The sequence below is a fragment of the Enterococcus sp. AZ119 genome (genome assembly GCF_050546175.1).
GTDB lineage: Bacteria > Bacillota > Bacilli > Lactobacillales > Enterococcaceae > Enterococcus > Enterococcus faecalis.
In genome coordinates, this window is record NZ_CP172951.1 from 767,226 (window position 1) to 782,720 (window position 15,495).

Annotated in this window: 12 protein-coding genes; 9 read left to right on the forward strand and 3 right to left on the reverse strand. The window is 37.0% G+C overall.

Annotated elements, in window-relative coordinates; all coding sequences use genetic code 11:
* The first annotated feature begins 154 nt into the window (after positions 1-154).
* Complete coding sequence (locus IGL37_RS03745; RefSeq protein WP_002355926.1) at positions 155-784, forward strand: helix-turn-helix transcriptional regulator; 630 nt, start codon at positions 155-157, stop codon at positions 782-784.
* A gap of 12 nt (positions 785-796) precedes the next feature.
* Positions 797-1,609, forward strand: a complete 813-nt coding sequence (locus IGL37_RS03750) for a pyruvate, water dikinase regulatory protein (RefSeq protein ID WP_002355927.1) — start codon at positions 797-799, stop codon at positions 1,607-1,609.
* A gap of 73 nt (positions 1,610-1,682) precedes the next feature.
* On the opposite strand, the gene mprF is transcribed toward IGL37_RS03750, so the two are convergent.
* Together mprF and IGL37_RS03760 are read right to left on the reverse strand one after the other, a co-directional pair.
* Positions 1,683-4,214, reverse strand: a complete 2,532-nt coding sequence (mprF, locus tag IGL37_RS03755; protein ID WP_002358907.1) for a bifunctional lysylphosphatidylglycerol flippase/synthetase MprF — start codon at positions 4,212-4,214, stop codon at positions 1,683-1,685.
* Positions 4,211-4,945: an alpha/beta fold hydrolase gene (locus tag IGL37_RS03760; RefSeq protein WP_002361424.1), complete on the reverse strand. Its 735-nt coding sequence runs from the start codon at positions 4,943-4,945 to the stop codon at positions 4,211-4,213. The genes mprF and IGL37_RS03760 overlap by 4 nt, the downstream gene beginning before the upstream one ends.
* 177 nt (positions 4,946-5,122) lie before the next feature.
* On the opposite strand from IGL37_RS03760, the gene IGL37_RS03765 reads away from it, so the two are divergent.
* Positions 5,123-5,707 (forward strand): AAA family ATPase, encoded by a 585-nt coding sequence (locus tag IGL37_RS03765; protein WP_002364651.1) that lies wholly within the window; start codon positions 5,123-5,125, stop codon positions 5,705-5,707.
* Between the two features lie 22 nt (positions 5,708-5,729).
* Complete coding sequence (locus IGL37_RS03770) at positions 5,730-6,785, forward strand: endonuclease/exonuclease/phosphatase family protein (RefSeq protein ID WP_002391253.1); 1,056 nt, start codon at positions 5,730-5,732, stop codon at positions 6,783-6,785.
* Positions 6,786-6,833: 48 nt separating this feature from the next.
* Here IGL37_RS03770 and IGL37_RS03775 read toward each other — a convergent pair whose 3' ends face one another.
* Positions 6,834-9,071: an ATP-binding cassette domain-containing protein gene (locus tag IGL37_RS03775; RefSeq protein ID WP_002364653.1), complete on the reverse strand. Its 2,238-nt coding sequence runs from the start codon at positions 9,069-9,071 to the stop codon at positions 6,834-6,836.
* Between the two features lie 161 nt (positions 9,072-9,232).
* On the opposite strand from IGL37_RS03775, the gene IGL37_RS03780 reads away from it, so the two are divergent.
* From IGL37_RS03780 to aspD, 5 genes are all read left to right on the forward strand, one after another.
* On the forward strand, positions 9,233-11,482 hold the full coding sequence (locus tag IGL37_RS03780; protein WP_016627073.1) for an amidase family protein: 2,250 nt from the start codon (positions 9,233-9,235) through the stop codon (positions 11,480-11,482).
* A gap of 79 nt (positions 11,483-11,561) precedes the next feature.
* A complete protein-coding gene (locus IGL37_RS03785) occupies positions 11,562-12,506 on the forward strand; it encodes an aminoglycoside phosphotransferase family protein (RefSeq protein WP_002386204.1) in 945 nt (314 codons plus the stop codon).
* Between the two features lie 42 nt (positions 12,507-12,548).
* Positions 12,549-13,202 carry a DUF4767 domain-containing protein gene (locus tag IGL37_RS03790; RefSeq protein ID WP_002376227.1) on the forward strand — a complete coding sequence of 218 codons (654 nt, stop codon included), beginning with the start codon at positions 12,549-12,551 and terminating at the stop codon, positions 13,200-13,202.
* A gap of 109 nt (positions 13,203-13,311) precedes the next feature.
* Complete coding sequence (ndk, locus tag IGL37_RS03795) at positions 13,312-13,722, forward strand: nucleoside-diphosphate kinase (protein ID WP_002381321.1); 411 nt, start codon at positions 13,312-13,314, stop codon at positions 13,720-13,722.
* A gap of 159 nt (positions 13,723-13,881) precedes the next feature.
* Positions 13,882-15,492: an aspartate 4-decarboxylase gene (aspD, locus tag IGL37_RS03800; RefSeq protein ID WP_002355939.1), complete on the forward strand. Its 1,611-nt coding sequence runs from the start codon at positions 13,882-13,884 to the stop codon at positions 15,490-15,492.
* Positions 15,493-15,495: the final 3 nt, after the last annotated feature.

A 15,495-nucleotide genomic window follows, 5' to 3' on the forward strand; every position in this document is an offset into this window, starting at 1 on the left:
AATATGTGTCTTATATGTTCAATAAACATCATAATAGACAGGAATAAGTTTGTCAATAGAAAAAAATTCTTGTCAATATGTTGAAAAAACAATAAATATGTGTATAATTGTAAGCGAATGCACAATTTGTTTAAGAGGAATTGAGGAGGAAATGATGAAATTAAGTAAACGACAAGAGCAAATTATCGCTGTTGTAAAAGAGCATCAGCCAGTTAGTGGTGAACGCATTTCGGACATACTAGCCGTTTCACGTGCGACATTGCGTTCTGATTTGTCTTTTTTAACACTTTCAGGAATTTTAAAAGCAAGTCCGAAAGTTGGGTATACTTACGAAAGTGATAATATGGAGGCTTTTTTCTTTTTTGATGTTTTTCAAACAAAAGTTCAGGAGATCATGAGTCCACCATTGATGGTTGCCCAAGACACCTCAATTCGAGATGCGATTACCAACTTATTTATGTATGATGTCGGTTCTCTTTATGTCATGGATGAAGCAAAAGAATTATTAGGGGTTTTGTCACGAAAAGATTTATTACGGGCCTCTTTAAATACAAATATTGATGGCACACCTGTTGCTGTTTGTATGACAAGAGTGCCACATGTGAAAACCTGCACACCAGAATTTACTATTCTTGAAGCTGCTGACACTTTGCAAAAATACGAAGTGGATTCTTTGCCAGTCGTTGAAAAAGAAAATCCTAAAAAAGTTATTGGAAAAATTACGAAAACGAAAATTTTAACCTATATTACGCAACAAGCGAAAGAAGCCGCACAAAATAGATAAGGGAGCTTAATTATGAAAAAAGAGATCATTGTTTATACTATTTCCGATTCACTTGGAGAAACATCACAAAAATTGTTAGCTGCAGCAAGCGCACAATATCCAGATATTTCTTTTCTTAATCGATACAATTTTTCTTTTGTCACAACAGAAGAAGAATTATTGGAGATTTTAAAAGATGCCTTAAAAGATAAAGCCTTAGTTGTCAGTACATTAGTCAGTAAACAACTAATCACAGCGGCGAAAGAATTTAGTGAACGAACAGGGTTGTTATATTTAGATTTAATGGCGCCATTTTTTGAATTAATTCAAGCGAAAGCCGGAGTAGATCCTATTGAAGAGCCTGGACGACGCCACCAACTAGATCGTGCTTACTTTGATAAAATCTCAGCGATTGAATTTGCTGTAAAATATGATGATGGCAAAAATCCTCAAGGGTTTCTTGATTCTGATATATTGTTGTTAGGCGTTTCGCGGACCTCAAAAACGCCAGTCAGTATGTATTTAGCAAATCAAGGCTACCGCGTTTCTAACTTACCATTAATTCCAGAAGTTCCATTGCCGCCAATTTTGGAAGAAATGGATCCACAAAAAATGATTGGTTTAGTTTGTTCGCCAGAAACATTAGGTCAGATTCGTAGCAGTCGGTTGGCTTCCTTAGGTTTAGGTAATGAGACCAGTTATACCAATGTTGAACGGATTGAACAAGAATTAGCTTATGCTGAAGAAATTTTTGCGAAGTATGGCATCCCAGTGATTGATGTAACCGCAAAATCTGTCGAAGAAACAGCCTTTTTAATTAAAGAAAAACTAGATGAAAGAAATTAAAAAAAAACTTGGCAACCTCACTAAATTTCAGTGGAGTTGCCAAGTTTTTTATACTTAATTGGGCTTCTTTTTGTTAGTCAATATTTTTTTGATCGACAATGAGTAAAGCGATCATCACGTAGACAATCCAGCTGCTTTTAGAATAAAGTGTATAGCGGGGTTGCCATTTGCTAGCAAATTTTTCCTTGTATTCGCGTAATCCTTGGAAGGAGTAAATTTCTGAACCAAATTCATAAATTAACGCAGCAATCCGTTCTTGAATAAAACTTTTTCTTGATTGACCAACGTTGGCTAACGGAGCCATCCCTAAATTGAAATAATGAATATTTTCTGTTTTCATATATTCAAATAAATGAATAAATAAGAAATCCATACTTCCAGAAGGGGCTTTTTCTTTATGGTGACGCATCAAGTCGATGGTACCAACTTCATTTGTGTAACTAGGAATGATATTAGCGAAAGAGACCATTTCTCCTTCAGCATTTCGGACAACAGCAATTGGGTTTCTTTGAAGATACGCTTCATCGAAAAATCCCAGTGAAAAGCCTTTTTCTTTTCGATTGTCTAACCAACTATCTGAAATAGCTTTTAATTCGTGCATTTGTTCGGCACTAAAAGGAGGTTGGAGTACGTCAAATGAATAGCCGGCTTTGGTAATTTTATTAAACACTGCTCGGGTGCCTTTGAATTTTTTCCCAGACATCGTAAATGTTTCTAGATTAACTAAGGCTTCTTCGCCCATTTTGATAAATTCGTAGCCATATTCGTGTAGTAACATCACGCTGTCCTCATTGGTTTCGTAAAAGACGGGGACATAGCCGAAACGATCTGTTTCTTTAAGGAATGCATCAATCGCCGCAGGAAAATCTTCTTTGTTCCCCGAAGGATTGCCCATCACAACGCATTTATTATTAATGGTGTTGAATTGTAAAAAGACAGTCGGTTCTTCTTTGGGATATAAGAAAACCTGTTTATCATGAAGAAAGACAAGTTCACTGTCAATATTCCCGCCATAAGTTGTTAAGATATTATGCAAGATACTATCTTCTGGAAACTCACCCACTTGGTGTTTTTTCCCTTGGAGGTAGCGAACAAATAGAAAGTTAAAACTCATAACTAAGAGGATAGCGATAAATCCTGACAACCAGATCCGTTCGGAAGGGAACAAGAAAAATTCCACAAAATGATGACGATGGTGTGGGAAGTTCGGTAAATTATAAACACCAATTACCAGGTATAACAAAGTCAACAAGCCAAAGATAAACCCATCAATCGTCATCCACTCCCAAGAGTAAACCAGTTGTTCACGGTACAATTCTGATTTTGAAAAAATAACGATAAATAATAAAATAGCTAAATAGAAAATGGAAAACATACTAAAGTCAACAACAAATGAATACAAGATAGCACCAATTAATAAAATAATCGTTGGATAATAGGCTCTTTTAACACGATCAGCAATCCCACGCCCCATAATTAATAATGCAAAGCCTAAAACAATACTCGGAATTTGAATAATAATATGTGAACGGAAGGGGTTAATATCTCTTAACCAATGCACTTGAGTGAAGGCTTCTGGAATAGTGGCTAGGAGCACCATCATAATTCCTGAAAAATAAAGTAAAACCACTTCTAATTTGTGGGCAATTTCCAAAGTAATTTGTTTCAGTAATTGTCGATAATGAGTATCCAATTTTTGGCTTAAGTGTTTTGTAAAGAACAAACAGCCAATTAAGAAAGGAATAATATAATAGAATAAACGATAGAGCAATAACCACAAAACAATAATTTCACGATCGACACCTAAGTTGCTCAGTCCTAAAATCATCATGACATCAAAACTACCTAAAGCCCCTGGAATCATCGAAGCAATCCCAATAATCGAAGCTGCTACATATAAAGGAACAATATCAATTAAAGGAATCGGTACATCTAATAAGTAACCAATACTGATAAAGGTAATTAAAACACCTGTCCATTCTAAAAACGAAGAAACAACTAAAGATAAGCGATTTTTTGCATCGAGGTTACCAAAGGAACTATTTTTTTGGAAATGTAAAATAAGATAAAGTAATGGGAAATAAAGACCGCCACCTAATAACCAAATCCAATATTGCTGTAAATAAGCCATCTTTGGATCAAACTGAACAAGGAAAAAGCAAAGAATACTATAAATAGATAGACCGGATAACACAAAAAGTAAAATATGGGTTAACGCAGGTAAAATTTTCTTTTCCTCTGTTTTATTTCCATAAAATTCAGAACGAAGTCCCATGCTGACCAAACCACCGAATCCACCAATATTATTGATTGTATTGACAATCCAGCTAGATTCAAGGAGTTCCCGTTTTGAGACTTTCAAGTTTAAAATGCGATTTAATGTTAAGTCATAATTTAGCATCGGAGTAACGGAAACTAAACCGATAACCATCATCAATAACAATTTCCATAGCGGAATCTCATCAAAAATCTGTTTTAACTGTTCAAATGAGATCGTTTTACCAATTGATAAAAGTTGGGCAACAACAATAATTGAGACCGCAATAACAAACAGTGTTTTTAGTAATCCTGTATGCGTTTTGATCCAATGAATAATTTGTTTCATTTAGACACCTTCATTTCCTTTAAGAATTTTTCGATTGTTTTATTAAAAATATCTGGTGAGTTTTTGGCAAATAAATGACCCTGTTTATTTACCAAGACCAATTTGCCATCAGGAATGGCATCAGCAATCGCCCGTGAATGGGAAAGCGCAATTAAATCTCGACTGCCAGTAATAACAAGAGTAGGACAGGGGATGTGTTCTAAATCTTGTTTTGTCAGTCCAGTATCTTCAAATAACAGAGCCACGATAGGGAGCCGTGCGCGCAATTTTTTTGAAAAAAAGGCGCCAATACGACAAAACCAATATTGAAAATAAGTGGCAATCGTTACATATTTTTTCAGACCAGACATGGTGACATTTCCAGAATTTAAGACGAGTTTGTTGACGAAATCAGGATATAAATGGGTAAAAACCATGGCAATATTTGCTCCGTCACTAAAGCCCAATAAATTAATTTTTGTTAAGTGTTCTTGTTGAATAATACCAGCTAAATCTTCTGCCAAAAGCGGAAAAGTTAATTGACTTTGTGTATTGGTGGAACGTCCATGTCCGCGGGTATCCACCGCAATAACTTGATACTCCTTGGAGAAATAAGAAATTTGATAATTAAAAAAAGTATGATCATTGCCATTACCATGAAGTAACACAAGGGGGTAATTTGTTTCTTTGCCAAAAATTTGATAAAAAATTTGACTGCCATCTATTGTTTGAAAATATTTTTCTATTGCCATTCTCCGTCACCTATCTCATCTATAATCAATCGAGTCCTCTCTCATTATAGAGTCTTTTGTCTTTTTTTTGTAATAAAAAACAGAAAATTTTCCGAACAGTTTTGTAAGGTGTTGTAATATAGTGTGATATAGTAGAAGATAGCCACCTAAAAAATTAGGCTAGAGGAGGAGAAGTTGATGTCTTTAATCGTTTTAATTGGTGCCCAAGCTGTCGGGAAAATGACCGTTGGCAAGGCTTTAGAAAAGCAGTTAGATGCTAAATTACTATTTAATCATCAAACCATTGACTTATTTGCAAACTATCTTGGGTATACGGAACGTGCGTTTCAATTGTCTGATTCCGTTAGAAAGGAACTTTTTCATGCCTTTGTAGAAAATCCAGCCACAAATACAACAAAAAACATTATTTTTACAGTGGTGATTGCTTTTGATCAAGAACAGGATTTTCAATTTTTAGAAGAAATATCAGAAATTTTTCTTAGTAAACATGAGTCCGTTTATTTCGTCGAACTCGTCTCTTCAACAGAAATCCGCCTAGAACGGAATGTTCATCCAGAGCGGCTAGAGGCAAAACCTTCAAAACGCGATGTCGACTTTTCTCGAAAAGAATTACTCAATACCTTCAAAGAACATCGGTTAGTAAGCCACGAAGGCGAACTAGAAAGTACATTTCCAAATGTAAAAATAACGAAAATAAATAATTCAAACATGACACCAGAAGAAGTAGCAACGAAGATAATTGCTACTTTTGGTTTGACATAATGTGAAAGGAACATCGGAATCAATGAAAAAGTTTTTTAAATATCTCGGTAGCTTGATGGTCCTTCTTCTAAGCATAGCTTTAATTTTGATAGGATATTTAACCTTCCGAGAGTTTCGACCACGAGCGGTTGAACCAGTTGCTATAAATAAACAATTTTCAGAGCAAACCATCGAAAAAAAGCAATCCATTTCTTTAGTCACGTATAACATAGGCTATGCTGGCCTAGGACAAACAGAAGATTTTTTTATGGACGGTGGCAAAACTGTCCAACCAGTTAATAAGGCAATGGTCCAACAGAATTTAACGGGCATTGAAGAAACCTTGAAAGAATTACCAGCGATGATTTACTTATTCCAAGAAGTCGATCGTCGCTCGCAACGTTCTTATGAAGTCAATCAAGAGGAAGAGTTACAAAAACAGCTACAGCTGAACAGCGCATTTGCTTATAATTTTAAGGTAGATTATGTGCCCATTCCTTGGCCGCCGATTGGACGAGTAGAAAGTGGTTTATTAACATTATCAAATGAAAAAATAACAGAGGCCCAACGCATTGCTTTACCCAATCCCTTTCGTTGGCCCGTTAGCATTAGTAACTTAAAACGAGCGCTTCTAGAAACGCGCTTTCCAATTAAAGGCACAGACAAAGAATTAGTGGTTTTTAACTTACATTTGGAAGCCTATGACAATGGGGAAGGGAAGATTGCTCAAAGCAAAAAGTTAGCTGAGGTATTATCCCAAGAATACGCTAAAGGAAACTATGTAATTGCTGGAGGTGACTTTAATCAAGTTTTCAAAGGCAGTCATCGATATCCTGACTTAGGGGAAGCTGGTTGGGCGCCAGGAGAAATTGATCCTGCAGACTTACCTAAACATTTTTCACTTGCTTATGATGATCAACAACCGACTGTGCGGGTGCTTAATAAGCCTTACACTGGCTCTTATGAAACATCTCAAGTGTATGTAATTGATGGTTTTATTGTTTCTGATAATGTGGCTGTTCATAGCGTGAAAACAAAGGACGAACAATTTAAATATACAGATCACCAACCTGTGAAGATGGAAGTTGGGTTAAAATAGAAAAAGTACAAACGGTGCTTGTTGCTTGCACCGTTTGTACTTTTTATTTTACAGATAGCCTTTAGTAATAGAATGAGTGGAATTTAGCATATTTGCTGGCGTTCCTGTAAAAAGAAGCTGTCCGCCATTTTCTCCACCTTCGGGACCTAGTTCAATCAACCAGTCGGCACTTTTAATCACATCAATGTGATGTTCTAATAAAATCAAGCTGTTTCCTTCTTCTACCATTCGATTGAAAAGTTGAAGACTTTGTTGGATATCAATTAAGTGTAAACCATCTGTAGGTTCATCCATTAAATAGATAGCTTTTTTTTGGTGAAGTGTGTCTGCTAATTTTACCCTTTGCAATTCGCCACCAGATAATGTTGAGAGCGATTGATTGAGTTTAAGGTAGCTTAAGCCAACTTCCAGTAAATTTTTTAATGAAAGAGCAAAAGGCTGGTCTTTGAAAAAATCATAGCCATCTTTAACGCTTAAAGCTAGTACTTCAACGATATTTTTTCCGTTATACAGATAATGAAGCACCTCTTCTTTGTAACGCGTTCCGTGACAGGTTTCGCAAATACTAGTAACATCCTCCATAAAAGACATATCGGAGACAATTATGCCTTTCCCCTTGCAAGTAGGACAGGCGCCTTTGGAATTATAGCTAAATAAAGCTGGACTAACATGATTTTCTTCCGCAAACAGTTTGCGGACCTTATCAAAAATATTAAGATAGGTCATAGGTGTGGATCGTAAATTTGCGGTAATGCTTTTTTGTGAAAGATGAATAATTTCTTGGTTATCAGCCTGGGCTTTTTGATAAATTTCTTCCGCTAATGATGATTTACCTGAACCAGCGACCCCACAAATAACAGTCAAAACTCCTAACGGAACTTCGACAGATAGATTGTTTAAATTATGCAGTGTCGCATGTTCGATTGTTAAAGACTTCCTTGCTTTTCTTGGTTGGTCGTTTAAAGGGAGCGGCTCTTGAAGGGCTTGACTAGTCAAGGTTTTGGAGGCTAAAAATGCGTCATACGTTCCTGAAAACTGGACATGGCCACCATTTTCGCCTGCGAAAGGTCCTATATCGATGATAAAATCAGCTTCTCTAATTAATTGTGGATTGTGTTCCACGAGAACCACGGTGTTTCCTTTATTTTTTAAATTGAGCAACGCACGACTGATCCGTTCGATGTCCTTTGGATGTAAGCCAGCACTTGGTTCATCTAAAATATACATAATATCATTTAAGGCGCTGTTTACATACTTAGCAATTTTAATCCGCTGTGCTTCACCACCAGAAAGTGTTTCAGTTGCTCGTCCTAATGTGAGGTAGGAGAGACCGATATTAATTAATGCTTCTAGACGTACAAGTAGCTCTTCTTGAATATTTTTTATTAAGGATAGGTCCATTGAACGAATAAAAGAATGTAATTCAGTGAGTGGCATGTCAACAGCATCAGCAATACTTTTCTGATTAATTTTGCAGCTACGAACACGTTCATTGACTCTACTTCCTAAACAATCAGGACATCTTTTTACGGTAACAAAGTGATTAAGGTATTTTTGATGACGTTTGCCTTCGTCTGTATGCAATATGCTACGTTGCATACGCGGGACGATTCCTTCATACAAAGCTGTATGAGGCCACTCTTTGGGTGGATTAGCTAGTTTTTGTTGTGGAGCATATAAAAATAATGCTAACTCTTCAGGAGAATAGTCCTTGATTTTTTTATCCAAATCAAATAGACCACTATGGGCATAACGCTTCCACCGCCAGTTGCCAACTGTAAATGTGGGGAAATCGATAGGCCCTTCGTTTAATGATTTGTCATAATCAACTAGCTGATGAAGATTGATTTCGGTAATCTTTCCTAAGCCATCGCATGTTGGACATTTTCCATCCGGATGATTAAACGAAAAAGTATCTGAATAACCAACAAATGGAGAACCTGCTCGTGAAAACAGCAAACGTAAAAACGTATAAATATCTGTATACGTTCCCACTGTCGAGCGAGAATTGCCTGCTACTTTTTTCTGGTCAATGACAATTGCAACAGGAAGATTCTCGATTTTTTCAACTTCTGGACGACCATATTTGGGTAAGTAATTTTGAACAAACGAACTAAATGTATCATTTAGTTCACGACGTGATTCAGCGGCTAATGTGTCAAATACTAAGGAGGACTTTCCTGAACCCGAAAGTCCAGTAACAACAGTTAGTTGCTTTTTAGGGATATTGACAGAGATATTCTTCAAATTATTTTGTGTTGCGTGCTTAATTTCAATCCATTCCATTAAAAAACCTCCGTTTCTATTCTATTTTAGCATATAAAAAGGACCTAGCCTAAAAGTTGAACATTGGAATGTTCAAGAGAACTTTACTTTTTAATCGCTTTCATTTATGCTATAAGTAATACAGATTTTTTATCTGTATTAATAGATAAAGGATGTGACTTATGAAGAAGTCGATTTTGTTCAAAAAGTTAGGGATTATTTTATTAATTAGCCAAACACTGGTAGGGGTACCAATGTTGGCACAAGAAAGTATACTAGAAACAACCGTTCAAACAGAAACGGAATCAGTAACAACAGAAACCAGTCAGACTGTAGCTAACTTGGAATCTGAAACTACTAGCCAAACGGTGATGCAGGAAAAAGAATCCTCTTCGGCAATCGCCGAAAGCAGTAGCCGAAATGTGGTTGCAGTAACCACTGAAACCACAAATGAGATACAAAATAGTGATACAGATGAAAAAGCTGTTTCTGCAGAGAATGCTTTTTCAGAAACAGATTATAAACAAGCAACTGCACTGGAGTTAGCAACTTTAGTAAGAGAAAAAAAGGTGACGAGCGAAGAATTAGTAAAAATTGCGTTGGCCATCACTAAACGTGAAAATCCTACATTAAATGCGGTCATTACTTTACGAGAAGAAGCGGCTTTGACAGAAGCAAAAGCTTTACAAGATACAGGTCAACCATTTCTAGGTGTGCCGCTCTTACTAAAAGGGTTAGGACAATCCTTGAAAGGTGAAAGCAACACGAACGGTTTTGGTTTTCTCCAAGATCAAGTGGCTGGTGGGACATCGACCTTTGTCAAAGCACTACAAAATGCCGGATTCATAATCATTGGTCAAACGAATTATCCAGAATTAGGTTGGAAGAATATTTCAGATTCAAAGTTATATGGCGTTTCCGTCAATCCATGGAATCCTAACCATTATTCAGGCGGTTCTTCAGGCGGAGCGGGTGCTAGTGTCGCCGCGGCATTTGTTCCTATTGCCTCTGGAAGTGATGCTGGTGGCTCTATCCGCATCCCTGCTTCTTGGACAGGCACCGTAGGCTTGAAACCTTCTAGAGGAGTAATCATTGGTAATTCTAATAGTGCAAAAGGTCAAACTGTTCACTTTGGTTTAAGTCGAACCGTGGCGGATACAAATGCATTATTTGAAACCTTATTAACCAAAAAAGATCTTCCTGCGGGACATTTAAGTCAAGCGCAACCCATTGCTTATACAACAGAATCTCCTGCCGGAACGCCTGTAAGTGCCGAAGCAAAAGAGGCGGTCGCTGAAGCTGTTGCTTTTTTAAAAGACCAAGGGTACACATTGGTTGAAGTGAAGCACCCTGTTGATGGGGAACGTCTAATGAAAAATTATTATACTGTAGCTGCTGGCTCAGCAGGAATTGCCGATTTTATGGCGCGGCAGAAATTGAAAAGACCGCTTGAACGAAATGATGTAGAACTGTTAACATGGGCGCTTTTTCAAACAGGAAAAAATATAACGAGTGAAGAGACAACTGCGGCTTGGACAGATATTGCTTTACAAGCACAAGCGATGGACGAATTTTATCAACAGTATCCTATCTTATTAACACCAACGACGGCTGCCACGGCACCTAGTATTGATAATCCGTTACTAAAGTCAGAACATGCAGCACAGATGGAAAAAATTGATCAATTGTCACCAGCAGAACAAAAACAATTGATTTATGACCAATGGCTGACGGCGTTCACATATACACCGTTTACACAACAAGCAAATTTATTTGGACATCCAGCATTAAGTGTACCAACTTACGTTTCAAAAGAAGGACTGCCTTTGGGGATTCAATTTAATAGTGCATTAAATGAAGACCGAACGTTGCTACAATTAGGTGCTTTATTTGAAAATAACCACAAGATAAATCAACCACATGTAGAAGAACCAGACAAAGACAAAGACCCAAATGCAAGCGGCGAACCAGATAAAGACAAAGAGCCGGATGCAAGTGGCGAACCAGACAAAGACAAAGAGCCAAATGCAAGCGGCGAACCAGATAAAGACAAAGAACCAGATGCAAGTGGCGAACCAGAAAAAGATAAAGACTCAGATGCAAGTGGCAAACCAGAAAAAGACAAAGAAACAAAAACAAGTGAAGGACCAATCGAAGGAAAAGATCAAAACCAAAACCCAGACAAAGCTGGAAAAACTACTAGTGAGTCATCCTTAGATAATTCGCTGAATTCATCAGCAAATCAGGGAACCAAATCAACAGAAAGTACGCATGCTTTTTCTAATAAAAGTATGATTGGGAAACAAGAACAGCTTCCCAAAAAAGTATTACCAAAAGCAGGTGCAGAAGTACCTAGTACTTTCTGGGTTGTTTTAGGAGGAGCTTTCTTAGTAACGAGTGGAACGATTTATATAAGGAAAACTAGAAAATGATAACCAGTGAAGGCTAGAGACAATTTATCCCCAATTGTCTCCAGCCTTTTTTCTTTGGTATACTAAAACCAATAGGGAAATGGAGGCGAAAGTAATGAGGGCGTTTGAGAAGATTCCAGCGTTTCAGCAATGGCAAAAAGTTGAAGCTATTCACCGTGGTTGGTCAACTGATTTAAAGTTTAAAGTTACCAAAAATCAAGAAACCTTTTTATTGCGAATTTTTCAACAAGAAGAGTTATTAGCCAAACAACAAGAATATCAATTTATCAAAAAAGTAGCGGCGTTAGGATTTCCCAGTTCTAAACCTTTTTTATGTGCACCTATTCCTGAAAGTGAACAAGGATACATGTTATTAACGTATCTAGAAGGTGAAGACTTAAGCGGTGTTTTACCCGCTCTTTCTCCCAAAGGACAACTGAACTTAGGCGTAGAGGCAGGCCGCTATTTAAACAAAATCCATAAGCTTTTGTTGCCTGAAAGGATTAGTCAAAGAGAGATTGCGCGAAATTTATACGAAAAAAAGCAGAGCCAACTAAATAAGTATAAGGAATCTCAATTTTGTATGCCGTACCAGCAGCCAATAATTTCATATTTAGAAAAACAATTACCGTTATTGCAACAACGGCCTGTGGTTTATCAGCATGGAGATTTCCATGTGGGAAATTTTATTTACTTGCCAACTAGGCAGGTCGGTGTGATTGATTTTAATCGATGGGATTTTGGGGATCCTTATGAAGAATTTTACAAGTTACAATTTTTTTCAAGAAATGTTTCGCCATTGTTTGCTTATGGTCAATTACAAGGTTATTTTGCTGGGAAAGTTCCTACCTTATTTTGGCAGTTTCAAAAGCTTTATACTTTTCACGCAGGACTCTATTCTTTAGTTTGGGCACTGAGCTTTGGTGAAAAAGAAATCAGGACTATGGAACAGCAATACCAACAATTACTAGAGGACTATAATTGTGGAGAATTACTAGTTCCCAAATGGTTTTCAACTATCCAAAGAAAGGGATTGAGATTTTAGGTTTATTTCGATAGAATAAAAATAAAAACAGGAGTTTAAGGAATGAAACTAAACGGGATTATTATGATAGCGGTTGTTGGAAGCGTTTTATCTAGCTGTGGTTGGCAAAAATCGAAAGAGGAATCACAGAAAGTACAAACCGTACAAACAAACAATGTAAATACTGAAGAAACAAGAGCAATTTCAGCAACCGAAGTTAGTCAAACTACGGCGTTGGAATTAGAGCAAACAACGCAAACACAAGAATTAACTGAATTAGTTACAGAAGAAGGGACGATTTGGAATCAGCAAAAAGCAAAACAGTTAGGACAATACATGGAAACCTGGGGTCAAGAACGCAATCAGAACTATCAAGCGTACCAACCAGGTCACTCTGTAGCTTTTTACACGATTCAAGTGCCTGATGATTTATTGAGTTATGAACCTAAAATACAACCAGCTATTGGGAACAATCCCATTTGGTTAAATTGGTCAGAAACAGGCAGCGAAGGGGGTTATTGTCTGGTGGCAGTATACTCTGACAGTGCGACACAAGTTGCCCAGAAGCATGTCTATTTATTTACTTTAGTGAATGGTGAAGCCAAAGTCTATGTGAGTAAAGAACAGCCAGTAGAGGAGCAACCTTATTTGTTTTTAAAAGAAACAAGTAATACAGAACTGAAAGAACAATTCACAAACCTTGTGAATAATCTTTAATTTTTTATTTAATCAAAAGGAAAAGAAAATTTATCATTGACAAAGTATCCGCTTTCATTTTATTCTGTAGCTACCCCTTGGGAAAGGGCAAAAGGAAGTTTTGAAAGGGATGGAAAAAATGAAGGAAACAAGTTTAGTAATTATTAAGCCAGATGGCGTTGAACGAAAGTTAGTTGGCAAAATCATTCAACGTTTTGAAGATAAAGGTATTGACTTATTGCACCTTAAATTCGAACGACTAACAGTAGAAACAGTGAAGGAACATTATGAGCATTTAAAAGATGAACTATTTTTCCCTGAATTATTAGCCTATATGACAAGTGGCCCAGTGGTTGTGATGGTCGTTGTAGGGGACAATGTGGTTAAAAAAGTGCGTAAATTAGTTGGAGCAACGAATCCGTTAGATGCTGAAAGTGGCACCTTACGAGCGGATTATGGGTTGTCTGTCACCAAAAATTTAATCCATGCTTCTGATTCTGTCCAATCAGCAAAAATTGAGATGCAACGGTTCTTTGGTTAATCAGCGAAAAAGAAGCAATCCTTTATTTTTTATAAAGGATTGTTTCTTTTTTATTAATTGTCAGAATATTCCGCTTAAATGGTTGACATCTGGAGGTAGAAGAGTAGTATAGACTACATACTAAATACTAAATGACCGCGTGTGCTTCAGGAGGATAAAATGATAACAAGTGATGAATTGACAGAAAATCTTAGTCCGTTTGAATTAAGTCTATTTTTAGAGAAGAAATTACATGAAGAAAATCATAATTTAGAAACATTGTTAAATGCAGGGCGAGGCAATCCTAATTGGACGGCGCCAACACCAAGGGAAGCCTTTTTTTTATTAGGTCAATTTGCTACAAAAGAAACGTTAAGAGAGGGGAGCGAACAAACGGCTGGTATGATTCAGCCAAGTTTTGGTAGAACGCAACGCTTCTTAAACTTTTTAGCAGAAAATCCTAGCAAAGGGGCAACCTTTTTACAAGAAATTTGGACAGCAGAGCATAACTATTTTGGGATGGATAAGGAAATGTGGTTAGATGCCATGTTAGACTATGTGATTGGGGATAATTATCCGAATCCTGTTCGTTGCTTGAAGGCGTGTGAACAACCGATTAAAGCATATTTAAATCAAGAATTATTTTCCAGCGAAGCACAACCGTTTGATATTTTTGCCGTTGAAGGTGGTACAGCAGGGATTTGTTACTTGTTTGATACGTTGGCAAATAATTATTTACTAGAAAAAGGTGATCGTATTGCGTTGTTATTACCAACGTTTGCTCCTTATCTAGAAATTCCAGAACTACCACGTTATGATTTTGACGTGGTTAAAATCAAAGCAGAGCAAATGATTATTGATGGAAAAACGACGTATCAATACTCAAACAAGGAAATTGATAAACTAAAAGACCCGTCCATCAAAGCTGTTTTTGTCGTAAATCCCAGCAATCCAACTGCTAATGCTATGGGAAAACCTACCATTGAACAAATCAAACAAATCGTTGCAGTGGATAACCCTAAGTTAATGATTTTAACAGATGACGTTTACGGAACCTTTGTGCCAGCTTTCCGTTCACTATTTACGGAGTTACCTTACAATACAGCCTGTATCTATTCTTATTCTAAATACTTTGGCGCTACCGGTTGGCGTGTGGGGACTATTGCGGTTAGCCAAGAGAACATCTTTGATCAATTATTAAAAGAATTGCCAGTGGCTCGAAAAATGGAATTACAGGCACGTTATGCTACATTGAATGCAGACACAAGCCAAATTAACTTTATCAGCCGCTTAGTAGCAGACAGCCGCGATATTGCGTTGAACCATGCAGCGGGACTTTCTTCTATTCAGCAAGCAATGATGGCTTTATTTAGTTTGTATGCTTTGTTAAAAGACGGTCAAGCATATAAAGACGAAGTGATGGATATTTGTCATACGCGTGAAAAGCTCTTGTTCCGCACCTTAGGCATTGAAGAGCCTTTAGCAAGTTTAAATACAGCATACTATTGTGAAATTAACTTTAGAGATTGGACAGAAAAACGTTATGGCCCAGAATTTTCAAGTTATTTAACGAAATCGTGGACGATCACAAAAGTATTAACTTCGTTAGCAGAAAAAGAAAAATTAATGCTTTTAAAAGCGGATGCTTTCGGGAGTGACAAATGGTCAGTTCGAATTTCTTTAGCCAATTTAGCTACTAACCAATATAGTGAAGTTGGTAAACGAATGATTCGCCTATCTGAACACATTAAAGAAGAGTGGTTGCGCCAAAAGCGCCAAGCAATTAAATAAAAA

Coding starts and splice junctions, on each gene's coding strand:
- IGL37_RS03775 (WP_002364653.1), bottom strand. CDS start 9,071: ATGGAATGGATTGAAATTAAGCACGCAACACAAAATAATTTGAAGAAT.
- IGL37_RS03770 (WP_002391253.1), top strand. CDS start 5,730: ATGAAAAAGTTTTTTAAATATCTCGGTAGCTTGATGGTCCTTCTTCTA.
- IGL37_RS03765 (WP_002364651.1), top strand. CDS start 5,123: ATGTCTTTAATCGTTTTAATTGGTGCCCAAGCTGTCGGGAAAATGACC.
- IGL37_RS03750 (WP_002355927.1), top strand. CDS start 797: ATGAAAAAAGAGATCATTGTTTATACTATTTCCGATTCACTTGGAGAA.
- IGL37_RS03780 (WP_016627073.1), top strand. CDS start 9,233: ATGAAGAAGTCGATTTTGTTCAAAAAGTTAGGGATTATTTTATTAATT.
- ndk (WP_002381321.1), top strand. CDS start 13,312: ATGGAAAAAATGAAGGAAACAAGTTTAGTAATTATTAAGCCAGATGGC.
- mprF (WP_002358907.1), bottom strand. CDS start 4,214: ATGAAACAAATTATTCATTGGATCAAAACGCATACAGGATTACTAAAA.
- IGL37_RS03790 (WP_002376227.1), top strand. CDS start 12,549: ATGAAACTAAACGGGATTATTATGATAGCGGTTGTTGGAAGCGTTTTA.
- IGL37_RS03785 (WP_002386204.1), top strand. CDS start 11,562: ATGGAGGCGAAAGTAATGAGGGCGTTTGAGAAGATTCCAGCGTTTCAG.
- IGL37_RS03760 (WP_002361424.1), bottom strand. CDS start 4,945: ATGGCAATAGAAAAATATTTTCAAACAATAGATGGCAGTCAAATTTTT.
- aspD (WP_002355939.1), top strand. CDS start 13,882: ATGATAACAAGTGATGAATTGACAGAAAATCTTAGTCCGTTTGAATTA.
- IGL37_RS03745 (WP_002355926.1), top strand. CDS start 155: ATGAAATTAAGTAAACGACAAGAGCAAATTATCGCTGTTGTAAAAGAG.